Source organism: Streptomyces sp. NBC_01320, from assembly GCF_035974375.1.
In the GTDB taxonomy this organism is placed as follows: Bacteria; Actinomycetota; Actinomycetes; order Streptomycetales; family Streptomycetaceae; genus Streptomyces; species Streptomyces yanii.
This window is the reverse complement of the sequence record NZ_CP108390.1, coordinates 9,866,481-9,888,270: the sequence shown is the minus strand read 5'-3', so window position 1 is coordinate 9,888,270 and position 21,790 is coordinate 9,866,481. Positions and strand designations below refer to the sequence as shown.

Here is a 21,790-nt window from a genome sequence, read left to right as displayed (position 1 = left end):
AGCGGGGGAACGGGAAGGTCAGCCCTTGAGGCCGCCGGCAGTGAGTCCGCTCATGATGTTGCGCTGGAAGACCAGGAAGACGATCAGCGTCGGGACGGACGCGATGGTGAGCGCGGCGATCAGGACGTTCTCGGGGACCCCGTTGGCCAGGGAGTAGATGCCCACATTGAGGGTCTGTCCGCCCGGGTCGGGCAGGGTGAGCATCGGCCAGAGGAAGTCCTTCCAGACGCCGACGACCGCGAAGATGGAGACGACACCGAGGATCGGCCGGGAGATCGGCAGGACCACGGAGCGCAGGGTGCGCAGCGCGGATGCCCCGTCGATGGCTGCGGCGTCCAGGAGTTCGCGCGGGATCGAGTCGAAGAACCGCTTCAGCAGGAAGATGTTGAAGGCGTTGGTGACGGACGGCAGCCAGATCACCCAGGGCGAGTCGATCAGGTTGCGCTGCACGATCGGCATGTCGAGGACCGTGAGGTACTGCGGTACGACGAGGACGGTGGCGGGGATCATCAGCGTGGCCAGCATCATGCCCAGGATGGCCTTGCCGAAGACGGGCCGCAGTCGGGAGAGCGAGTAGGCGGCGGTGACGTCGAAGAGCAGCTGGCAGGCGAGCGCGCCGAACGCGTAGTAGAGGGTGTTGAAGAGGAGCCGGGACAGGTCCATCACGGTCCATGCGCGGGAGTAGTTCTCCGTGTGGACGGAGGTGGGGAAGAGCGTGGGCGGGCTCTGGACGGCTTCCTGAGTGGTCTTGAGACCTCCGGTGACCATCCAGTACAGCGGCCCGAGGAAGGCCACCGTGAACAGGACGGTCACCAGGGCGAAGACGGTCCAGTACACGACTCTGCCGCGTGGCCGGGCGAGCTGGGCCGGTGAGATCAGGGTCCGCCGGTGTTCCGGCGCGGTGGCGCGACGCTCGGCCCTGCGCCGTCCGGGGGCGCGTCGCCGGGAGACAAAGGTGTTCGATGCCATGGTCGGTCCCCCGCCTAGTCTTCGCTGGTGCGGCTGAGTCGTACGTACACGGCGGAGAAGCCCGCGAGGACGACGAGCAGGACGAGTCCGAGCGCGGCCGCACTGCCGTAGTTGTTGAAGTTGAAGGCGTACTGGTAGATGAGGTAGACGACGGTCGTGGTGGAACCTTCGGGGCCGGCGCCGTTGGTCAGCAGGAACGGTTCCGTGAAGACCTGCATCGTCGCGATGATCTGCATCAGCAGGAGCAACGAGAGGATGAGCCGGGTCTGCGGGACGGTGACGTGCCAGACCTTGCGCAGCAGTCCGGCACCGTCGAGTTCGGCCGCTTCGTACAGTTCGCCGGGGATCGACTGGAGTGCGGCGAGGTAGATCAGGGTGGCGCCGCCCATGTTCATCCAGGTGGCTGCGATGACGACGGAGAGCATCGCGGTGTCCGTGGACTGGAGCCACTGCTGGGCGGGCAGGTGGAAGACCTCCAGGATGCGGTTGAAGAGTCCGTAGCCGGGGTCGTAGAAGTACTTGAAGAGGAGTACGGAGGCGACGGGCGGCAGCATGACCGGCAGGTAGACGAGCAGCCGCAGATAGCCCTGGCCGTGCCGGAATTCGTTGAGTACGACGGCGACGACGAAGGGGACGGCGAATCCGAGGAGCAGGGCGAGCCCGGTGAAGAGCAGGGTGTTGCGCCAGGCCTGCCAGAAGGCCGGGTCATTGACCACTCGGCTGAGATTGGACCAGCCGGCCCAGGTGGTCCTGCCGTTCTCGTTCTTCTGGAAGGCCAGGATGAACTCCCGGACCATCGGGTACCAGGAGAAGAACGAGAAACAGAGGACCGCTCCGATCAGGAAGCCGTGCGCGGAGAGGTTGCGGCGCAGGGCTCGTACGAACTCCTCACGGGCGGAGTCCGGGCGGACCGGGCGTGGTTGTCCGTGGCGTGGCCTGGTTGCCTTGCCGGTGGACAGAGTGGGGGCCGACATGGTTTCTCCTCGGTGCCGGTGTTCTTCAGCCGCGGATGGACGGGGCCTGGATGCGGGGCCGGATCCGCACGACCCGGCCCGCGCGCCCGTCACTGGTTCGCCAGCACCTGATCGACCTGCTTCTCGGCGTCCGAGAGGAGCTTGTCGATGTCCGCGTTCTTGTTGGTCAGGACACCGGACATGGCGTTGTCGAGAATCTTGTAGATCTCCTGGGCCTTCGGCGGCTCGGCCTTGCCCGTGACCGGGTTGTCCATGAAGGCCTTGAAGTTCTCGACCGGCATGGTGGCGTTGGCGACGCGCTCCGCGTCGTCCTTCGCTTTGGTGGCGCCGAGGAAGAAGTTCGGCTGCGGCAGTCCGACGGGCAGCTGGTCGGCCTTGGTGCGGGCCCAGTCGAACTGGCCCTTGCCCTGAGTGAGGTTCTTGAAGTTGAGCCAGGCGACGGCGGCCTTGATCCGATCCGGTGAACTTCCCTTCTTGATCATGTAGTTGTTGCCGCCGAAGAGGGTTCCCTGGGCGCCGGGGATCGGGCCCATACCGAAGTTCTCGTACCTGGCGCCGAGTTGCTGGACCATGTACGTGATGTCGTCGGGTGCGGCGAGGAACATGCCGAGCTTGTCGCTGGCTATCTGCTTCTGCAGATCCCCCCACTTCAGCAGCTGGGTCTGGCCCATGCTGTTGTCCTCCCAGCGCATGTCGTGCAGTTGTTGCAGGACCTGCTTGCCGGTGGCGTCGTTGAAGGCGGCCTTTTTGCCGGTGGAGTCGACCACGTCGCCACCGAGGGCGTACTGGGTGGCGGTGAAGTGCCAGCCGCCGGTGTTGCCCGCGCTGTACTCGCCGTAGCCGGCGATGCCCTTGCCGAGGGCGGCGATCTTCTTGGCGGCCGCCCTGACCTCGTCCCAGGTGGCCGGCGGCTTGTCCGGGTCGAGACCGGCCTGCGTGAACAGCTTCCGGTTGATCATCAGGCCCATGGTGTAGTTGCTGGTCGGCAGGGCGTACAGCTTGCCGTCCCTGCGTGCCACGTCGAGCACCTGCGGCTGGATGTCCTTGAGTGCGGGGACCGTCCTGTCGTTGACGTAGGCGGAGATGTCCGCTGCCCCGTCGTTGTCCAGCACCTGTTCCAGGTCGGTGAAGTACGCGTAGAAGACGTCGGGCTGTGACTTCGCCTTGAGCATGGCGGTGAAGCGCGGCGGCTCCAGGCACTGCCCGGGGGTGGACTTTCCGTGGATCGTGACGTTCGGGTACTTCTTGTTGAACGTCTTGATGTCCTCGTTCCACTCCCGAAGCTCCGCCGCTTTCGCGGCCGGTGGCATGCAGTCGATCGAGAGCGTCACCTTCGTCTTCGGGTCCAGGGGGGCCGACGGGTCGGACGAACCGCCTCCGGAACCACCGCCGTTGTTGTTGCCGCTGCTGCTCGTACCGCAGGAGGCGAGGGCGGTCAGGGTGAGGGCGGTGACGAGGGCGGCCGCGGAGGTGCGGCGTGTACGGCGATGACGGCGGAACCCAGCACTTCTCATCGTTGGTCCCCTTCGGGCAGGAGCACGGAAGGCCCGCGGCCGGCTCTCTGCCGGGGCGCGGCACACTCAACCACCGCCCTCATGGCAGCGCAATATCTCGCGCAGCTTTCGTAAAAGATTGACAGCAGTACGCACGTGACGTGCGCATCGATGGCTGTGCACAGCCCCGAGCGCCACCCTGCCCACCGAACGGGCGCCCCTCGCCCGCCAGGGGAGGCGCCTGCAGCCGCCGTACCCGGCAGACTCACAGCACGCCCGGCGCCGGAGCACACCACGCAGATCGACAAATGGCGTCGCACACGGCGCAATGGATGTGCGGGAGAGCGAAAGGGCTGCGCACCGCACAGCAGCAAGCGGGGCCCGCGGATGCGGACCCCGCCGGTCGGACGGCTTCAGCGGATCGGGATCAGAGCCCCGCGGTGTAGAGGAGCCGGTTCGGCGAACCCGCGCCCACGGACGACAGGACGTTCTTGGTCGACTGGTCGACGAGCCAGCGAGTGAGGTCGTCCGGCGTGGCGGCCGGCTTCCACTGCTTGTAGAGAGCGGCGACCCCGGCAACGTGGGGGCTGGCCATCGAGGTTCCGCTCATGGCCACGGAACCACCGCCGAGCTTGGCCGAGACGATCGCCGAGCCGGGGGCGTACATCGACACACAGCGGCCGTAGTTGCTGAAGCTGGTCTGCCGGTCCTGACTGTCGCTGGCCGCGACCGTGACCACGTGTGCCGCGCGGGCCGGGGAGATGGTGCAGGCGTCCAACGAACTGTTCCCCGCCGCGACGACGGGCACGGTCCCCCGGGCCGCAATGACGTTGACGGCGTCGTCGACCGCCGCGGACCCGGGGCCGCCGAGGGAGGCGTTCAGGACCGCGGGCTGCTTGGCATGCCCGGCCACCCAGTCGAATCCGGCCAGGATCCCGGCCGCGGTCCCACTCCCCTTGCAGTTGAGAACGCGCACGGCGACAAGGGACACCGATCGGGCGACTCCATAGGTGGCACCACCGATCGTGCCCGCCACATGCGTGCCGTGGCCATGGCAGTCCTGCCCGGCGTGACCATCGGCGACGGCATCGAATCCGACGACGGCACGTCCCCCGAACTCACTGTTCCGGGTGTCGATTCCGGTGTCGACGACGTACGCCGTGACGCCCCTGCCGGTGGCCGTCACCTTGTACGCGTGGTCGAGCGGAAGGTTCCGCTGATCGATCCGGTCCAGTCCCCAACTCGCCGCCGTGACCGCGGAGCGCGACGGCACGGCGGCGGACGCGGCGAGCGGCTCGCTCACGGTGACCACGGAGTTCTCCTCGACCGCCGCCACATCGGGTGACGAACGGACCGTGGCCAGCTGAGCGGGGCTGAGCACGGCGGCGAAACCGCGCAGCACACTGTTGTACGTGAAGAGAGGCTTCACACCGAACTGCTCCATGGCGGAGGTCGCCGAGTACTCGGACTGGAGGGTGACGATGTACTGCCCCGGAACGGCCCGCGCGGAACGTTCCACCACGACGCCGCCGTCACCCGGAACGGCGGCGACGGCGTAAGCACTGCTGATCAGCGGTACGAGCAGCAGCAGGGCGACCGACGCCCATCGTGTACGCAAACGCATGCATGACTCCTGGAATGCCTGGATCGAGCGCGAACATGAGCGGACACCTGTCCTTCGTCCGGGACCCACCGCCGCCTGAGCGTGATCATCCGGACAGCGCAACAGGTCGCACCCACACCCGTACGAGCCGGTGCATGCGGGACATGGCCGCCGGGCCGGTCGGTCAGCCCTGCGCGACCCACCGGTACTTGACGTCGGGTTCCTTCTCCTCGTTGCGGCTGCCGTCGTTGAAGTCGACGGCGGCGAACCGATGCCGCTCGTAGAAGGCCCGGGCCTCGGTGTTGCGCTGGAAGACGTACAGGGTGAGCTCCGCCGGGGAGATCTCGCGGGCCTTCGCCAGGAGCAGGGAGCCGATGCCGCGGCGCCGTACGTCGGGCCTCAGGTAGAGGTGTTCGAGCTCGGTGCCGTCGAGGGAGGCGAAGCCCAGCACCTCACCGCTCACCGCCTCGGCAACCCAGACCTCCGTGTCGGGCAGGACGACGTGCCTCATCCAGGCGAGTGTGTCCTCATCGCTGTGGACCTTCGGGAGATACGGCATGGACCGGGCGCGGGACGCGAGAAAGACCCCGGTGAGAGGGGCCGCGTCCTCGGCGGTGGCCCTCCGCAGCTGTACGGGGTCGACCGGCGCGCAATGGTTGGGTGTCATCTTGTTTCTCCCTGTCGCAACAGCGCTCGTCGCGCCTCCCCGGCGCGATGAGCCGCTCACATCGTGGACGAATCTATGCCGGGTCCTGTCGGGGTCTCCATAGAATTGGCGCTGCTCCCCGCGCCGATGACGCTCCCTCACGGCGTTCGCCAGTGATTGGAGATGATCCGACCGGTGCTTCAGCCCATCGAGTTCGACCCGGCGGACGACGCCCGGGGCATGCTGCCCTCCTGGCCTTCCGGCATACCTGCCCTGTGGATCGTGGACGCGGTGCGGCACGGTGATCCGGCCGAGCGGCTCGCGCCCGGAATTCTCGACGCCGGGGAGCTGCGGCGTGCCGGGAGATTCGTCGCTCCGGCCGACCGGCGCTGCTATGTCGCGGCCCATGTGGCGCTACGGATACTGCTCGGGGCCCGGCTGGGTGTCGAACCGCGCGAGGTGCGGCTGTTCCGTGAGCCGTGCCCGTCCTGTGGCGGTCCGCACGGCCGTCCGGCGACCGACGGCGGAGTGCATTTCTCCCTGTCGCACAGCCGGGACCTGTCGCTGCTGGCGTTCGCCGCCGCACCGGTCGGGGTGGACGTGGAGGTCGTACCGAACAGCAGGGCCGCTACGGACGTCGGGGCGATGCTGCATCCGGCGGAGGTACGGGAGCTGGCGGAACTCCGCGCGGAGGACAGGCCCGTCGCCTTCGCCCGGGCGTGGACCCGCAAAGAGGCGTATCTGAAGGGCGAAGGGATCGGGCTCGCACGCGAGCTCTCGCTGGACCATCTGGGCACCGGGCCCGTGCCGGAGCCCGGTCCCCCGGGATGGACCGTCACCGACGTGCGGGTCCCCGCCGGGTACGCCGCCGCCGTGGCGGTGCGTACGGCGGGGCACCCACCGGTCCACGTCGGCCACCGGGGAAACTGATCCGGCGGGCAGATCGCAACGACCGACCGATACGGAGGAGTGGGCAGATGCCGCACGAACGAGCCGGACAGCAGGCACGTCCGGAGGACCTGACCGATGTGGCCCGGCTGGTGACGGCGTATTACACGTTGCATCCCGATCCGGCCGAGCCGGACCAGCGGGTGGCGTTCGGCACCTCGGGTCACCGCGGGACGTCGACGGCCACGGCGTTCAACGAGGACCACATCGCCGCGACCAGTCAGGCCATCAGCGAGTACCGGGCGCAGCAGGGCACGGACGGGCCGCTGTTCCTCGGCTCCGACACCCATGCGCTGTCCGAGCCCGCACGGGCCACCGCGATCGAGGTGTTCGCCGCCAATGACGTGACTGTGCTGATCGACTCCGCCGACGGCTACACCCCCACCCCGGCGGTGTCGCACGCCATCCTCACCCACAACCGGGGCCGTACCTCGGGTCTTGCCGACGGCGTGGTGGTCACTCCGTCGCACAACCCGCCGGGCGACGGCGGATTCAAGTACAACCCACCGAACGGCGGCCCGGCCGGGTCCGAGGCGACCGGCTGGATCCAGGAGCGGGCCAACGAGATCATCGCGGCCGGCATGAAGGACGTACGGAGGTTGCCGTACGCCCGCGCGCTGGCGGCGCCCACCACCTCCACGTACGACTTCCTCGGCACTTATGTCGCGGACCTGCCGTCCGTGCTCGACCTCGATGCGATCCGCGCGGCCGGGGTGCGGATCGGCGCAGACCCGCTGGGCGGCGCGTCGGTCGCGTACTGGGGCCGTATCGCCGAGCAGCACCGGCTCGATCTGACCGTCGTCAATCCGCTGACCGACCCCACCTGGCGTTTCATGACGCTGGACTGGGACGGCAGGATCCGGATGGACTGCTCCTCGCCGTACGCGATGGCGTCGCTGATCGGTCAACGGGACCGGTATCGGATCGCGACGGGGAACGACGCCGATGCGGACCGGCACGGCATCGTGACCCCGGACGGCGGGCTGATGAACCCGAACCACTATCTGGCCGTCGCCATCAACTACCTGTACGCGCACCGTGATCAGTGGCCGGACGCGGCGGGCGTCGGCAAGACCCTGGTGTCGTCGGGGATGATCGACCGGGTCGCCGCCGATCTCGGACGGCAGCTGGTCGAGGTGCCGGTCGGCTTCAAGTGGTTCGTGGACGGTCTGGTCGACGGGTCCCTCGGATTCGGCGGTGAGGAGTCCGCCGGAGCGTCGTTCCTGCGCCGTGACGGATCGGTGTGGACGACCGACAAGGACGGCATCATTCTGGCGCTGCTCGCCTCGGAGATCCTCGCGGTGACCGGGAAGTCGCCGTCCGAGCACTACGCCGGGCTCACCGCCCGCTTCGGCGAGCCCGCTTACGCCCGCATCGATGCCCCCGCGAACCGTGAGCAGAAGGCGGTACTCGCCAAGCTCTCGCCGGAGCAGGTCACGGCCGACACGCTGGCCGGCGAACCGGTCACGGCGGTGCTCACCTCGGCTCCCGGCAACGGCGCACCGATCGGCGGCATCAAGGTGACCACGGAGAACGCCTGGTTCGCCGCCCGCCCCTCGGGCACCGAGGACGTCTACAAGATCTACGCGGAGTCGTTCCTCGGGTCCGATCACCTCGACCAGGTGCAGGACGAGGCCAAGGCCGTGGTCTCGGCGGCACTGGGCGCCTGAGCGGTCGGGAGGCCGCCTCCCGTGCGACGCCCGGGCGTCGCGCGGGAGGCGGCTTCGTGGTCAGCGGACGATGTCCACGAAGACCGGGTTGGTGTAGAACCACGTGTCGAGCCACGGGTTCCCCTGCCCCGGCTCGTGCGGCAGCGGACCGTGCGGGTCGACCGACGCGCCGAGGAACCCCGTCCCGTGGCGCTTGCCGTCACTGCCGCGCAACCGCAGGTAGAACGGTTCGTCCGCGCGTCCGACCGGGATGTTCAGGGTGTACGTGCCGCGGCGTCCTGAGACGTCGGCGGTGTGGGCGACCCCGGTGTCCGGAGCGTGCCAGTCGTCGCGGTCGGTGGCCGGGCCCCTGACCGCGCCGCGGATCACGTCGACGTGCTCCAGCTGCGGGAGCACCCCGTACGGGTTGCGGCGGGACGCCGCCGTCACCGTGACGGTCAGCGTGAGCCGCTCGCCGCGCCGGGCGCGCAACCGGCCGCCGAGCGTCGCGCTGTTGCCGTGCTCGCCGCGCACCTTGACGTCGATGCCGTCGAGAAGGTGCCCGTGGTCGACCCAGACCCGGCCGGCCCGCAGCCCCTCCATCACATGGCGGTAGCCGTACCGGGTGACGCCGACATGCGTACGGCTGAACTGACCCGGCCAGAAGTCGCCGCCGGGCTGCGGCTCCGTGGTGTCGTACGGGTCGGGAACATGCCCGGAGTTGTCGAAGTTCTCGCCGGGCGGCCAGGCGCCGTTGACCCAGGTGTCCTGGGCGACCCGGTGGACGTCGGAGTTCGAGGTGATCGTGAAGAGCTTGCCCTCGGCCAGCATCGCGTCCCAGAGGCCGCCGACCGTCGCGGTCGCCCAGTCGAAGCCGCCGTACGTGACGTATGCCTCGCGCGGGTAGCCGGGCCAGGAGTCGGCGGACGGCGCATTGGTGTACTCGCCGCGGATGTTGGTGTCCGGGTGCCAGCCCGGGATCGCGCCGGCCTGGGCGCCCGGGGCGCCCTCCATGCCGATCATGATGCCGGGTGCGGCGTCACGCCAGCCGCGCATCTCGTGGGGGGAGTCGATCCCCAGACGCATCGGATGGTTGGCGAGGACGAGTACGTCGTCGACGTATCCGGTACGGCGCTGCTCGGCCAGCCACCTGAGGGCCTTCACCGCGTGCGCCTCGTTCCGCGGCGTGTCGGGGTGGTCCGGGGCGCCGGCGGTGTAGCCGAGCAGCTTGCCGTCGAATGCCTTCTCGAACCTCGTGAGGAGCTCGACCTCGTGCTGTCCGGGCGGGGAGAAGACGGTGCAGTGTTCGGCGCCCGGGATGTACCACTCCAGCCCCTGGAAGATCAGCATGCGCTTGTTGTCGGCGCGTGCCCTGAGGATCTCCTGGTGCTCCAGCGCGGCACCGAACTCGACGTGGCCGATGTTGCTGTGCTCGGTGAAGACCATCCAGTCCAGACCGAACTTCTGCCCGGCGGTGGCAAGTTGGGAGAACGTGTACTTGGCGTCATGGCTGTACACAGAGTGGTTGTGGTGGTCGCCGACCAGATAGACCAGGTCGGGGGCGCGACCGTGCCCCTCGACGGCCGGGGTCGCGGCGCGGGCGGGCGACGCAAGCGACGCGGCGGCGAAAGCCGCACCGAACAGGCCCGCGCGGCGTATCAGACCGCGGCGACTGACCCCCTGGGCGTCGAGCGTCTCTGCGGGAACCTGGGGGTCGGCCCATGCGGGCACGGGGCGGTACATGCGGGGAGTTCTCCTTCGTCGTGGACAGCACCGGGCCGGGGCCCCAGGGCCGTCCCGGGCAGGATTGCCTGGTTCCGGAACCCGGCGGTGAACCCGGACTGAAGGACCGGGGTCGCCGCCATGACCCGTCGGCGGCGACGGATCCGGCCGCGTCTCCCCCTCTTCGCCGGCCTCGCCGTCAAGGTCCGGGGGCAGGACCATGCCCGCCGGCAGTTACGCCAGGAAGGCACGGAGCACCGCGGCCATAATGGAGGAGTGCCCGCGGCGGGCGATGACCGTCACCCGAGGGGCATCAGGCCGCTCGCGCGATGCCCTCCGAGGCAAAGAGGCGGTGACCCACGCATGTGCGCACGCGCGGGGCCCGGCGAACAGCCGCCGGGGTTGTCCACAGCGGACCGTTACGGCGAGGCAGTGTTCCGGCCCGATCAGGCCGGCGAGGACGACCGCATCGACCTCGGCGCACTCGCGTACGACGACATGACGATGGCCCGCCTGCGGAGCCTGGGGGTCGGGCCGGGCTGGAACTGCCTCGACGTAGGAGCCGGCACCGGCACCATCGCCCGGCGGCTGCTGCGCGAGGCGGGTGTCGCGACCGTGCTCGCCGTCGACCGCGACGTACGCTTCCTCACCGCCCGCCCCTTCCCCGGTCTCGGTGTCCTGGAGGCCGACATCAGCGCCCCGGGGTTCGACCCCGGCCGATTCCAGCTGGTACACGCCCGATTCGTCCTGATGCATCTGCCCTCGCGGCAGCGCCTGATCGCCGGCCTGGGCGAACTTCTGGTTCCCGGCGGGGTGCTCGTCCTCAGCGACGCCGTCGACCTGACCACCGCGACTGCGCCCACGACGCCGTACACCCGGGTCATGCAGGCGATGTGGCAGGGGCTGCGGGACACCATCGGCACCGACGTCTCCTGGGTCCCCGACTACCCAAATCTGCTGCGCGCCACTGGGCTTGTGTCCGTCGCCGCCGAGATCCAGGTACCGCCCCTGGTCCCCGGAAGCCCCATCAGCCACTTCTGGGCCGGGACATGGGACCGGGCGAGGGACGCGATCCTGGCCACCGGGCTGGTGGACGACGCGGCGGTCGACGCGGCGATCCGGTATCTCGACTCGCCCGAATGCGCTGCGCTGCCGCCGGGAATGATCACGGCCTGGGGATGGCGGTCGGAGGAGAACCAGCCATGACGGCCGCTGCCGGCCCCGCGGAGCTGGAGCGCGGCCGGGAGCTGCACACCCGGATGCGGGTAGACGTTGCGCCTTTATTAAGGGTTGACTTATATAAGCGAATGATGGCACAGTCGGGCGTGTGCATGCCTTCGATGTTCTCGGGGACCCGGTCAGGCGCCGAATATTGGAACTACTCACATCGGGCGAAACGGCATCGGGTGAGGTCAGTGCCGTGATCCGCGAGGAGTTCGGGATCTCGCAGCCGGCCGTGTCGCAGCATCTGCGGGTGCTGCGGGAGAGCGGGTTCGCGTCCGTGCGGGCAGAGGGGACTCGGCGGTTGTACGCCGTCGAGACCGGACCGCTGCGGGAGGTGGACGCATGGCTGGAGAGGTTCCGGGGGTTCTGGGAGCAGCGGCTCGACGCGCTGGGGACGGAGATCGCGCGGGGAAAGCGCGAGCGCAGGCTGAGCGAGGGAGCGAGCAGGGATGAGTGAGATCGTCGAGGAGATCAACAGGCTGCACCGGGAGGTCGGCGGGCGGCCGGTCGAGGCGGGTGAGGCTCGCACGGTGCTGTTGCGGCGCACCTACGACGCCGAGGTTGCCGATGTGTGGGACGCGGTGACGTCGCCCGAGCGGATCGGGCGGTGGTTCCTGCCGGTGAGCGGGGAGTTCAAGGTCGGCGGGCAGTACCAGCTGAAGGGGAACGCCGGGGGCGAGATCCTTGAGTGCGTCGCGCCGGAGCGGTTGCGTGTGACCTGGCTGTTCGGGCCGGATCCCGGGTTCAGCGAGGTCGAGGTGCGGCTCACGCCGGAAGGCGAGGGACGGACGGTGTTCGAGCTGGAGCATGTGGCCGTGGTGCCGGAGGAGTTCTGGGGGCAGTTCGGGCCGGGGGCGGTCGGGGTCGGCTGGGACCTGATGCTCCTGGGGCTCGGGAGGCACCTCGCGGGCGGCGAGATCAGCAAGGCGGACGCCGCGGCCTGGCAGACGTCGCCCGAGGCGAAGGAGTTCATGACGCGGTCGGGCAAGGAGTGGGGCGCCGCGTATGCCGCCTCGGGCGCGGACGCGGGGGTCGTGGCGGCCACGACGGCAGCGACGATCGGGTTCTACACGGGCGGGTAGGCGGGGCCACTCCCTCACACCTCGCGGTGCGATCTCGGTCGCAGCCCGTCTCCGCGCTCCCCTCCGGCTGTAGGCGGACAGCGGAGACCGCTTCCTCGATCAGGAGGGCGACGCGGTCTCCGCCGGGGGCAGAGCTCCCGGCACCATGACCAGGGTTTCGCCGTCCCTGCACTTCACCACCCCCAGTTCGGCGGCGGAGTCGCCGCCAGCGGGATCCGTCCGACAGGGCGGGCGTACCGCTGGGGGACCACGGGCCGTGGCACGGCTCGGCGGGCGAAGTCGCCGGTCGGATCAGGTGCCGCCACCAGCGAACCGGGGCCGGCCATCAGGTAACCCCCCGCAGCCGTAGAGGCCTCACCGGCTGCGCCACCCAGGCAGCACTGCTCCTCCCCGGCGACAGATGGCGTCACCGCGATGGATCGTCATGTACGTGTGCCATCAAGCCATTCTGTGCCCACGTGATCCGGCGGGGAACGACGCACCGGGGATCTGCTCCGGCGAAGACGAGGCGGGCACCATGAGGCGGGTCCGCTCCAGTGATCGTCACCCGGGTCGGCGACGGATCTCCCTCCCTGTCGGGTCGACGGCTTGTCCCGCGTCGGCTCTCCGAGCGAAAGCGTGCGCCGGACGCGTGACCGCTGGGCATCGCGCCACGACAGCCGGGAGATCGGGTCCGGTGAGGCCTGGGGCAATGCGCGTCGGCCCCGTGAGCCCGCCATGTTCCGACAGAGCGGCCCGGGGTGCACTCATGAGCAGACATCCCCACCAATAGATAGAATTCGACCATGTCAGAGAGGCCTGTCGCGTCGACTGCGCCCGAACTCATTCTCGAAACCGACGCAGGACCCACGGTGATGAGTCCGAGCCGGGACTACCACGTCGGCCGCGACCCGCTGAGCGACATCGTCATCGACGATGTCCGGGTCTCGTGGCACCATGCGGTGCTCCGGCCCGTGGCCGACCACTGGTCCCTGGAGGACGAGAACAGCACGAACGGTACGTACACCGGGGGCAAGCGCATCCATGAGTCGGGCGTGGGACCCGGCAGCGTCATCCGGTTCGGTCATCCCGCGGACGGGCCGTGCGCCGTTCTGGTCGGTCAGGAACCCCCGGCCCCCGCTGTGCATCCGGCGGACCGCCCGTCCACCGTCTCCATGCCCGCCGCCACCGTCACGTTCCGGCAGCCGACCACTGTGCGACCGCGGCCCGTCCATACCGTACGCATCGGCCGCAGCGCCGACAACGACCTCGTCGTCGACGACCTGACCGTCTCGCACCGGCACGCCGAGCTGCGGGCGCATCCGGACGGCACATACGAGATCGTCGACCTCGGCTCGCACAACGGGACGTATCTCAACGGCCAACTGGTCGGCCGCGCCCCGGTCGCCGCCGGTGACATCGTCGGTATCGGTCACTCCGAGTTCTCTCTGGTCGGCGACGTTCTGCAGGAGTTCGTCGACACCGGTGAGGTCTCACTCGATGTGCAGGACCTGGCGGTCACCGTGGACCGGGGCCGCAAGACGCTGCTCCACCAGGCCTCCTTCCCGGTGGGCGAGAAGTGCCTGCTCGGCGTGGTGGGTCCGAGCGGCTCAGGCAAGACCACCCTGCTCAACGCACTGACCGGCCTCCGCCCGGCCGACGAGGGCAGCGTCCTCTATGACGGCCGCGACCTCTACCACGACTACGCCGAGCTGCGCCATCGCATCGGGCTCGTCCCGCAGGACGACATCCTGCACTCCCAGCTGACCGTGCGCCGCGCCCTCGGGTATGCCGCCGAGCTCCGCTTCCCGCACGACACAGCCCCGTCCGAACGCCGGGCCAGGGTCACCGAAGTGATCCGTGAGCTGGGTCTGGAAAAGCGGGCGGAACAGTCGATCCACAGCCTCTCCGGCGGCCAGCGCAAGCGCGTCAGCGTCGCGCTGGAGCTGCTGACCAAGCCGTCGCTGCTCTTCCTCGACGAGCCGACCTCGGGGCTCGACCCCGGTATGGACCGATCGGTCATGCATATGCTCCGGGGGCTCGCCGACGACGGGCGTACGGTCATCGTCGTCACACACAGTGTGCTCAGCCTCGACGTCTGCGACCGGCTGCTGGTTCTCGCCCCGGGCGGGAGGACCGCCTACTTCGGGCCCCCTGAAAACGCACTCGCCTTCCTCGGGTTCGAGCACTGGCCGGAGGCGTTCGAGGCATTCGAGAACGACCGGGGCCGGGATTGGTCGGCGGAGTACCGCGCGTCCCCGTTCCACCGGCAGTACATCGCGAACTCCACCGCGCAGCCCCGGCTGCCGCACGCCGCGGTCCCCCCGGTCGCGCCACCGCCGAAGACCCGGAGCTGGGGCGCTCAGCTGTGGACGCTCGTGCGCCGGTACGCCGCCGCGCTGAGCGCCGACCGGACCTTCCTGGCCGTCATGATCGCTCTGCCGTTCGTGATGGGCGCGATGACCCGGGCCCTGGCCGGCAGCCGGCTGACCCAGGACACGGCGATCAACGCGCTGCTCATCCTCTGTGTGGGCGGCGTGCTGACCGGCGCCGCCAATGCCGTACGGGAACTGGTCAAGGAACGGGCGATCTACCAGCGGGAGCGGGCCGTCGGGCTGTCCAGATCGGCGTATCTGATGTCCAAAGTGGTTGTCCTGGGCACCATTACGGTGCTGCAGGCGGTGGTTCTGACCCTGGTCGGTCTGGTGGGCGTCGATCTGAACGCGCCGGGCGGCAAAGGCGTTCTCCTGCCGCCACTGGTCGAAGTCACGCTGGCCGTGGCCCTGTTGTCGTTCACGGCGATGATGCTCGGTCTGCTCGTCTCCGCGCTGGTACGCAAGGAGGAGGTCACCATGCCGCTGCTGGTGCTCCTCGCCATCGTCCAGGTCGTGTTCTGCGGTGCGCTGCTGAAACTGCACGGGGTGCCCGGGTTGGAGCAGCTGGCGTGGCTGGTGCCGTCCCGGTGGGCACTCGCGGCGATGGGCGGGACCATCGGGCTCGCCAGGATCGTGCCGGGAAGGGTGAGCGCGGATCCGCTGTTCGAGCACTCCGCGGCGGCGTGGCTGCTGAACATGGGGATGCTGGTGGTGCTGTCGGTCGTCTTCGGACTGGCGGTGGCGCGGCTGCTCCGCCGGCACGAGCCCGTCATCATGCGGAAGTAGCGGAGGCGGGAGCCCATGACGACACCGGAGTTCCGCCCCACACACGTGGTCCCCCCGGACGGGATGTCCGCCTGGGAAGCACCCGACGTGACCCGGCCCACCGAGCCGCTCGACCCGCTGCTTCCCGTCCAGCTGCTCGGTCGGCGGGGCGACTGGGGACAGATCCTCTGCGCCAACGGCTGGTCGGCATGGGTCGACGGCCGGCTGCTCGTCTCCGTCCCCCACGGCCCGCCGGAGTCCGGACAGCCGCTCGCTCGCACCGCGGACCCCCGGCCGCTGATGGCGCGGGTCCAGGAGTCGCTGACCCAGTACCGACGCGCCGCGGAGGAGCTGGCCGAGGGCCGGATCGACGGGGAGACCTTCCGCCGCCGGACCCAGGGGCTGCGGGTGGGCATGGTCGTCGACGGCGAGGCGATGTGGCTGTACGACGCCGAGCACGAGCGCTGGGTGTACTGCGACGGCACACAGCTGAGCACGTACGCGGCCTCGGGCGGTCCCGGTCGGCCGAGCAGTGCCCCCACGGACCGCGGAGCGGGCGAGGCGCACGCACGGGAGCCCGAGCCGACGCAGATCGTCGACCCCGCGCAGGTGGCCCCGTACCGCCCGGCGGATCCCGCCGATGCCGAGCCGACGCAGCTCCTGCGGCCCGTCGACCGGTCCGGAGCGGACACCGCGCATCCACCCACCCGGACGGGTGACGCATGATCTCCCCCGACCCCGCGCCGGGCGCCCCGCACTCCCCCGACCCCCGGCAGGACACGGCACTGCCCGTGGGCCGCCCGTCCGATCTGCTCGGCAGACGGATCGCCGGCTACCAGGTGGAGAGCGAGATCGGCCGCGGCGGCATGGCCGTCGTGTACCGGGCCAGGGATCTGCGACTGGACCGCACCGTCGCCCTCAAGCTGCTCGCCCCCGAACTCGCCCGCAACGACACCTTCCGCAAGCGGTTCACCCATGAGTCGCGGGTGGCCGCCGCGATCGATCACCCGCATATCGTGCCGGTCTTCGAGGCCGGGGAGACCGAGGGCATCCTCTACATCGCGATGCGTTACGTCGCCGGGCAGGACCTGCGCGCCCTCATCGACCGTCAGGGGCCGCTCCCGATCGCGGCGGCGGTCCGGATCGCCGCACAGGTGGCGTCCGCGCTCGATGCCGCCCACGACCACGATCTGGTGCACCGGGACGTCAAACCCGGCAACATACTGGTCGCGGCAGGCACGGACAGCGACCACCCGGAGCATGTGTACCTCACGGATTTCGGGCTGACGAAGAAGTCCTTGTCGCTGACCGGGTTCACCTCGGTGGGCCAGTTCGTCGGCACGCTCGACTACGTGGCGCCTGAACAGATCTCCGGCCGCCCGGTGGACGGCCGATGTGATGTCTACAGCCTGGCCTGTGTCGTGTACGAGACGATGGCCGGTGCGCCGCCCTTCCAGCGCGACGACGACATGGCGCTGCTGTGGGCCCATCAGTTCGACCCGCCGCCACCGCTGACCGGCCGGCGCCCCGATCTCCCGGCCACCGTCGACGAGGTACTGGCGAAGGCCCTGGCCAAGAGCCCGGACGACCGGTACGACTCGTGTCTGCACTTCGTGGCGGCACTGCGTGGTGCGGCCCGGGGCGCAGTGCAGGAGAACCATCCGCCGACGCAGGTGGATGTGCGGATCGGTGCCTGGGCCACGGGAGCGGGGACCGGACCGCCGCCCGCGCCGCCGCGGTGGGCACTGCCCGTGTTCCCGGACTGGTACGGGAGGCGAAGTCCGTAACCGCCTCAGCCGTCCGCCGGGACTTCTCCCCGCCGGTGGATCCTTGAGGCGAGCAGGCCGCCGAGGAAGCCGGTGACCAGCCCCCACGCGACGGCGACAACGAGCGCGGATCCCAGATGCGGGCGCAGCGTCACCTCGCCGCCGAGACCGCCGCCGAGGTCCCCGATGCCCAGCAGCGACAGGCCGTAGTGCACCGAGACCCCGGCGACGAGACAGATGGTCAGCACGGTGAGGAGGAGCGCCACCGCCATGTGTACGGCGTGCTGCCACGGCCGCATCCAGCTGGGCGAGCGGACCGCCATGAGAAAAGCGGCGGCCAGGGTCAGCACGGCGGCGACGACGACCAGCCACCAGGCCCGACCGTCGTGGTCGGCGAGCGTGGAGACGCTGAGGGTGGACAGGTCCGGCGTACGCAGAACCGAGTCCAGCTCCTGTGGCATGGGCAGCCCGAACGGCCCGTCCACCCTGCCCTCCCAGGACGCCCCGAGCCCGAGCGTGTACGCGAGCCAGACGAGGTTCGGCAGCCCCAGGAGGATCACGGCGAACGTCTCGGCCGGGTGGCCCCGGGTCACCACGACGACGAGTCCGACGATCACGCCCAGGACGACGTACGCGAGCAGCAGCGCGACCATTGCGTACGCGGCCGGGCGCACCGACTCCTGGAAGCGCAGCAGGCGGGCCGGGAGCGGGGCGCCGCGCGACACGACGAGAGCCAGGACGAGGACGCCCACCAGCCAGAGCAGACCGAGGAGCAGGGTGAGCGGGACGTCGGTCCTGAATCCGACCTTCGGCGAGGCGCCCAGCAGGCCACCGATGACGTCCCGGCTCAGATACTGGACAGGGACGTCGAAGCTCTGACGGGCCAGGAGCGACAGGCCGATCAGGACCAGCGCCCACAGCACCGCCACCCGGGCGGCCCAGCCGGCCAGTTCGCGTGCGCCCGCGACCGCCCGGTGGCGCAAGGGCCGCAGAAAGCCGACGGCGATGACCAGGGCCCCGGCCAGAGTCACGGACAGCGGAAGCACCGAGAATTCCGCATGGGTCCTGGCCAGTTCCCCGACATTTCCCGACAGGGAGACGGAGCCGCCCGCCGCCATCACCACGACGGCCGCGACGACACGCGCGAACGCGCCCGCGGGGAGACCGGTCGCACCTGCCGCCCAGAGGCCGAGGGCCGCGGTGGCGGCCATGACCACGAGTCCGGCGAGCACCGCCAGGAGAGCTTCACCCCAGCCGTGCGCGGCGCGCGGCGCTCCGCTTCGGTCGATGGTTCCCTGGTGGCTCACGCTGCCACGCTAGGCAGGAGCGCGGCCATCCGCCCCCTGGGAGGGCCCGACGGCGTCAGCTTGCGGGCCGCGCGAGTACCCGGCACACAATGGGCGGGTAACGGAAGAAACTGGGACTGATCCCTCCGTTGGGAAGAAGAGCCCGTGAGTGCCCAACCGCCGTCGTCCGGCCGCCCGACAGGCCCCCCTTCCGGCCCGCTCTCGGGCCCCTCGAAGCCGGGTTCCGTGCCGCCACCACCCGATGTGCCGTCGGGCGGTGGCGGTGGCCGTGGCGGCTCCACCGGTGGGCCACCCGTCCCGGGCGGACCCGGTGGTCCGGGCCGTCCCTGGTGGCGTTCCGTGCCGAAGATGGCGTCGATCGGCGCCGCCCTCGTGGCCGCGGTGATCCTGACCATCGTGCTCACCCGCCCCGAGGGCGGTTCGGTGGCGGCGGGTGAGGTGTTCCTGCAGCCGACGGGGTCGGCCGGGCAGGATCCGTTCACCGAATCGACGGCGCGCACCAGCGCCCCGGCGACGCCGACCCCGGTGCCCAACCCGTCGGAGACCCGGGCCAACGTCACGCAGGGCGTGGACGGGGCGACCCCCGGTCTGTACGGCGGCACCCGCAAGGTCTCCAGCTGCGACGTGGAGAAGCAGATCACCGCGTTGACAGCCGATCCGGGCAAGAACAAGGCCTTCGCCTCCGTCCTGGGCATCGATCCGTCCGGCGTCCCCAGCTACCTGCGGGCGCTGACCCCCGTCCAGCTGCGGATGGACACCCGGGTCACCAACCACGGGTACCGGAACGGCGCCCCCACCAGCTACCAGGCGGTGCTTCAGGCGGGCACGGCCGTCCTCGTCGACGACCACGGTGTACCGCGAGTGCGCTGCGCGTGCGGGAATCCGCTGCTCCCGCCGGTCGCGGTGAAGGGCACCACACGGCTGAAGGGCGACGCCTGGCCCGGATTCAGCTCCTCGCACGTCGTGGTGGTGACACCCGCGGCCCAGGTGGTGGACGAGTTCATCATGTTCGACCCGAAGTCCGGGGACTGGATCGCCCGTAAGGCGGGTGACACCGGTGGCAGCGACAAGAAGACCGAGCCGCCCGCCGAGCGCACACCGCGACCCTGCCCGTCCACCGGCCCCTGCCCGTCGGCTTCGGCGTCCTCGAAGTCGCCGGCGTCCGAGTCCCCGTCCTCGCACCCGCCCGCATCCGAGTCGCCGTCGACCGAGCCGTCGAGTTCGCCGTCCCCGCGTTCCCCGGCGCCGACGGCCTCCGCGCCACCGCCGGTCACCGAGTCGCCCGCGTCCCGGCCGGCCCCGGAGCCGGCGAACACGGAGTCCCTGACACCGCAGTCCTCCGCGGCGTCCTCCGCACCCGGTAAGGCGTCCGAGGTCGGCTCCGCCTGAGGGCGGATGCCCAGTCGCACCGGCGATCGGGGTACCGAACCTACTGCGGCGGAATCAACGTGTAGTTGGGCACCGGCCTCTCGCGCTGCGCGTCGTCCCAGCTCCAGATCCTCCCAGCCTGCGGCTCAGGGCAATTCCCAAGATGGATTCCTCGGAGGCACGCACTGCACCAGAGTGCGGCCATGACGCTCACAGAGGACGACTTCGGCATGGTGAAGACCATGTTGAGGTCAGCTCGTCCACACTCCGGGCACAGCTGCCCTGCCAACGTGGAATCGTCGATCCACGCCTCCTCGTAGATGTTGAGCCATCGCATGAAACTCACCGAACCACCCATCGACGCCGTCACGAGGGCCAGGAAGTCCGACCCACCCCCGCACTGGACATGCAATTACGAAGCCGCCCCGCATCGTCGTACCGCGCGGCCGCGAGTGTATGACCGTCCCGACGCATGATCGACCGGACAGCTCCTAGAAGGGCGGACAGTCGCTGTAGCCCGTCGGCTCCGGCAGTGGTACGGCGGGGCGTGGCGTCCGCAGCAGCGCCACGGCCTCCTCGACCCGGCCCAGCTCCACCAGCAGTGGGCCGAGAGTCCGTCGGTGGTCCAGGCGGTCCGCGTCCAGGAGGGCGACAGCCTCCTCCGGGCGTCCGGCGTCGGCCAACAGGCCGGCCAGGCTCTTCACCGCGTACGGACTCCCGCCCTCGGGGTGCGCCCGAGCCTCCTCCACCGCCTCGTCGAGCTGTCCGCAGGCGGCCAGGAGCGGGCCCCGCAGCCGGAACAGCTCCCACTCCTCCTTGCCCCGCCGGGCCTTGAGGGCGGCTAGGTGGGTGAGGCCCTCCTCGGCGCGGCCCTCGGCGGCGAACAGCCCGCACAGCAGGTCGACGACCCAGTCCTCGGCGCTGTCCAGCGCGCGCATCACCTCGATGGCCTCGGCGCCCCGCCCATGCCTGGCAAGCAGCTGCGCCAGCAGTGTCGGCGCGTGCCAGCCGTCGTGCTCCGCATGCCGCCGGTACACCTCGACCGCGTCCGCCACGTCGCCGCGGGCCTCCAGCAGCTCCGCCAGGTGGCGGACGGCTTCCGGCCGGTCCTCGTCGGCCGCGTAAGCGCGCAGCTCGTCGATCCGGCTGTGCCGTACCAGCAGTTCGGCCAGCGGGTCACGATTGTTGACCGGAGTGGAGCCGTACGTGCGCAGCACCTCGACCGCCTCATCCGTACGGCCCTGCCCCTCGCGAACGGATGCCAGCAGGTTCACCGCGTTGAACGGCTCCGGGTACCGCCCGCCGCACTCCGGGCTGCCGCACCGCACGCACGGGCGCCCCGGCGCGATCCGGGTCGTCAGCAGTGCCGCAACCTCCTCGCCCCGGCCCAGCCCGACACCCACCTCGACCAGGGCCTCGGCGAGGGACCAGTCCGCGACGTGCGGCAGGAGCAGCGCGTAAGCCTCCTCGCCCCGCCCGTGCCGGGCCAGCAGCAGGGCCAGGTCGTGCAGCGCGAACCGCTCCCCGTCCCGTGCGAATGGGCGGACGAGGAAAATGGCCTCCTCGCCCCGGCCCCCCGAGTCCAGCAGCCGGGCGGCCTCCGCGGTCGCCGTCCACCAGCCCGTCCCGACGTACGGGGCCAGTACCCTGAGGGCCTCCTCCAGCTCGCCCCGGCCGGCCAGCAGGCGCGCCCAGGCGCGGGCGCAGAACCAGTCACCGTCTTCCGCCAAGGCCTGGGTGCGCACCACGTCGGCGTGACCGAGGGCGAGGAGACGGTCAACGAGATCCGGCGGTATGCACTCGTCGTGCATGCGGGTCCGGCGGTCGAGTACGGCGGCGTCCATGGCCGCACCCTAACGGTCGGTTCACGCACCGCCTTTGTGCGCCCGTGCCGCACGCCTTCCCGCGCTCCCGACCGTC

General features: G+C 70.3%; 17 protein-coding genes. 9 read left to right on the top strand and 8 right to left on the bottom strand.

Annotated elements, in window-relative coordinates:
- Positions 1-18: 18 nt before the first annotated feature.
- From OG395_RS44880 to OG395_RS44860, 5 genes are all read right to left on the bottom strand, one after another.
- The gene (locus OG395_RS44880) at positions 19-969 is read right to left on the bottom strand and encodes a carbohydrate ABC transporter permease (RefSeq protein WP_327248051.1); all 951 of its coding nucleotides are present in this window, start codon (positions 967-969) and stop codon (positions 19-21) included.
- 14 nt (positions 970-983) lie between these two features.
- Positions 984-1,943 carry a carbohydrate ABC transporter permease gene (locus OG395_RS44875; RefSeq protein ID WP_327248050.1) on the bottom strand — a complete coding sequence of 320 codons (960 nt, stop codon included), beginning with the start codon at positions 1,941-1,943 and terminating at the stop codon, positions 984-986.
- Between the two features lie 89 nt (positions 1,944-2,032).
- Complete coding sequence (locus OG395_RS44870; RefSeq protein ID WP_327248049.1) at positions 2,033-3,457, bottom strand: extracellular solute-binding protein; 1,425 nt, start codon at positions 3,455-3,457, stop codon at positions 2,033-2,035.
- Between the two features lie 406 nt (positions 3,458-3,863).
- Positions 3,864-5,060 carry a S8 family peptidase gene (locus OG395_RS44865; protein WP_327248048.1) on the bottom strand — a complete coding sequence of 399 codons (1,197 nt, stop codon included), beginning with the start codon at positions 5,058-5,060 and terminating at the stop codon, positions 3,864-3,866.
- Between the two features lie 163 nt (positions 5,061-5,223).
- Positions 5,224-5,706 (bottom strand): GNAT family N-acetyltransferase, encoded by a 483-nt coding sequence (locus OG395_RS44860; RefSeq protein WP_327248047.1) that lies wholly within the window; start codon positions 5,704-5,706, stop codon positions 5,224-5,226.
- A 174-nt stretch (positions 5,707-5,880) separates the two neighbouring features.
- Between OG395_RS44860 and OG395_RS44855 the strand changes: the two genes are divergently transcribed.
- Together OG395_RS44855 and pgm are read left to right on the top strand one after the other, a co-directional pair.
- The gene (locus OG395_RS44855) at positions 5,881-6,615 is read left to right on the top strand and encodes a 4'-phosphopantetheinyl transferase family protein (RefSeq protein ID WP_327248046.1); all 735 of its coding nucleotides are present in this window, start codon (positions 5,881-5,883) and stop codon (positions 6,613-6,615) included.
- A 47-nt stretch (positions 6,616-6,662) separates the two neighbouring features.
- Positions 6,663-8,303 (top strand): phosphoglucomutase (alpha-D-glucose-1,6-bisphosphate-dependent), encoded by a 1,641-nt coding sequence (gene pgm / locus OG395_RS44850; protein ID WP_327248045.1) that lies wholly within the window; start codon positions 6,663-6,665, stop codon positions 8,301-8,303.
- A 60-nt stretch (positions 8,304-8,363) separates the two neighbouring features.
- Here the strand turns inward: pgm and OG395_RS44845 are convergent, their stop codons facing one another.
- A complete protein-coding gene (locus tag OG395_RS44845; RefSeq protein WP_327248044.1) occupies positions 8,364-10,025 on the bottom strand; it encodes a PHP domain-containing protein in 1,662 nt (553 codons plus the stop codon).
- 342 nt (positions 10,026-10,367) lie between these two features.
- On the opposite strand from OG395_RS44845, the gene OG395_RS44840 reads away from it, so the two are divergent.
- The 6 genes from OG395_RS44840 (at position 10,368) to OG395_RS44815 (ending at position 17,216) form a co-directional block, all read left to right on the top strand.
- Entirely contained in the window at positions 10,368-11,210 is an 843-nt protein-coding gene (locus OG395_RS44840) for a class I SAM-dependent methyltransferase (protein WP_327248043.1), read from the top strand.
- A gap of 121 nt (positions 11,211-11,331) precedes the next feature.
- On the top strand, positions 11,332-11,685 hold the full coding sequence (locus OG395_RS44835) for an ArsR/SmtB family transcription factor (RefSeq protein ID WP_327248042.1): 354 nt from the start codon (positions 11,332-11,334) through the stop codon (positions 11,683-11,685).
- Positions 11,678-12,310 (top strand): SRPBCC family protein, encoded by a 633-nt coding sequence (locus OG395_RS44830; protein ID WP_327248041.1) that lies wholly within the window; start codon positions 11,678-11,680, stop codon positions 12,308-12,310. The genes OG395_RS44835 and OG395_RS44830 overlap by 8 nt, the downstream gene beginning before the upstream one ends.
- 785 nt (positions 12,311-13,095) lie before the next feature.
- On the top strand, positions 13,096-15,450 hold the full coding sequence (locus OG395_RS44825; protein ID WP_327248040.1) for an FHA domain-containing protein: 2,355 nt from the start codon (positions 13,096-13,098) through the stop codon (positions 15,448-15,450).
- Between the two features lie 15 nt (positions 15,451-15,465).
- Positions 15,466-16,155 carry a hypothetical protein gene (locus OG395_RS44820; RefSeq protein WP_327248039.1) on the top strand — a complete coding sequence of 230 codons (690 nt, stop codon included), beginning with the start codon at positions 15,466-15,468 and terminating at the stop codon, positions 16,153-16,155.
- A complete protein-coding gene (locus OG395_RS44815) occupies positions 16,152-17,216 on the top strand; it encodes a serine/threonine-protein kinase (RefSeq protein WP_327248038.1) in 1,065 nt (354 codons plus the stop codon). Before OG395_RS44820 ends, OG395_RS44815 begins: the two co-directional genes overlap by 4 nt.
- 5 nt (positions 17,217-17,221) lie before the next feature.
- Here OG395_RS44815 and OG395_RS44810 read toward each other — a convergent pair whose 3' ends face one another.
- Positions 17,222-18,502, bottom strand: a complete 1,281-nt coding sequence (locus OG395_RS44810) for a streptophobe family protein (RefSeq protein WP_327248037.1) — start codon at positions 18,500-18,502, stop codon at positions 17,222-17,224.
- Between the two features lie 144 nt (positions 18,503-18,646).
- On the opposite strand from OG395_RS44810, the gene OG395_RS44805 reads away from it, so the two are divergent.
- Complete coding sequence (locus OG395_RS44805; RefSeq protein ID WP_327248036.1) at positions 18,647-19,891, top strand: DUF6777 domain-containing protein; 1,245 nt, start codon at positions 18,647-18,649, stop codon at positions 19,889-19,891.
- Between the two features lie 470 nt (positions 19,892-20,361).
- Here the strand turns inward: OG395_RS44805 and OG395_RS44800 are convergent, their stop codons facing one another.
- Positions 20,362-21,714 (bottom strand): tetratricopeptide repeat protein, encoded by a 1,353-nt coding sequence (locus OG395_RS44800; RefSeq protein WP_327248035.1) that lies wholly within the window; start codon positions 21,712-21,714, stop codon positions 20,362-20,364.
- Positions 21,715-21,790: the final 76 nt, after the last annotated feature.

Excerpts from the sequence above, each read along its gene's own strand:
- OG395_RS44880 (WP_327248051.1), bottom strand. The coding sequence starts at position 969 with ATGGCATCGAACACCTTTGTCTCCCGGCGACGCGCCCCCGGACGGCGC.
- OG395_RS44875 (WP_327248050.1), bottom strand. The coding sequence starts at position 1,943 with ATGTCGGCCCCCACTCTGTCCACCGGCAAGGCAACCAGGCCACGCCAC.
- OG395_RS44870 (WP_327248049.1), bottom strand. The coding sequence starts at position 3,457 with ATGAGAAGTGCTGGGTTCCGCCGTCATCGCCGTACACGCCGCACCTCC.
- OG395_RS44865 (WP_327248048.1), bottom strand. The coding sequence starts at position 5,060 with ATGCGTTTGCGTACACGATGGGCGTCGGTCGCCCTGCTGCTGCTCGTA.
- OG395_RS44860 (WP_327248047.1), bottom strand. The coding sequence starts at position 5,706 with ATGACACCCAACCATTGCGCGCCGGTCGACCCCGTACAGCTGCGGAGG.
- pgm (WP_327248045.1), top strand. The coding sequence starts at position 6,663 with ATGCCGCACGAACGAGCCGGACAGCAGGCACGTCCGGAGGACCTGACC.
- OG395_RS44845 (WP_327248044.1), bottom strand. The coding sequence starts at position 10,025 with ATGTACCGCCCCGTGCCCGCATGGGCCGACCCCCAGGTTCCCGCAGAG.
- OG395_RS44840 (WP_327248043.1), top strand. The coding sequence starts at position 10,368 with ATGTGCGCACGCGCGGGGCCCGGCGAACAGCCGCCGGGGTTGTCCACA.
- OG395_RS44830 (WP_327248041.1), top strand. The coding sequence starts at position 11,678 with ATGAGTGAGATCGTCGAGGAGATCAACAGGCTGCACCGGGAGGTCGGC.
- OG395_RS44825 (WP_327248040.1), top strand. The coding sequence starts at position 13,096 with ATGTCAGAGAGGCCTGTCGCGTCGACTGCGCCCGAACTCATTCTCGAA.
- OG395_RS44820 (WP_327248039.1), top strand. The coding sequence starts at position 15,466 with ATGACGACACCGGAGTTCCGCCCCACACACGTGGTCCCCCCGGACGGG.
- OG395_RS44815 (WP_327248038.1), top strand. The coding sequence starts at position 16,152 with ATGATCTCCCCCGACCCCGCGCCGGGCGCCCCGCACTCCCCCGACCCC.
- OG395_RS44800 (WP_327248035.1), bottom strand. The coding sequence starts at position 21,714 with ATGGACGCCGCCGTACTCGACCGCCGGACCCGCATGCACGACGAGTGC.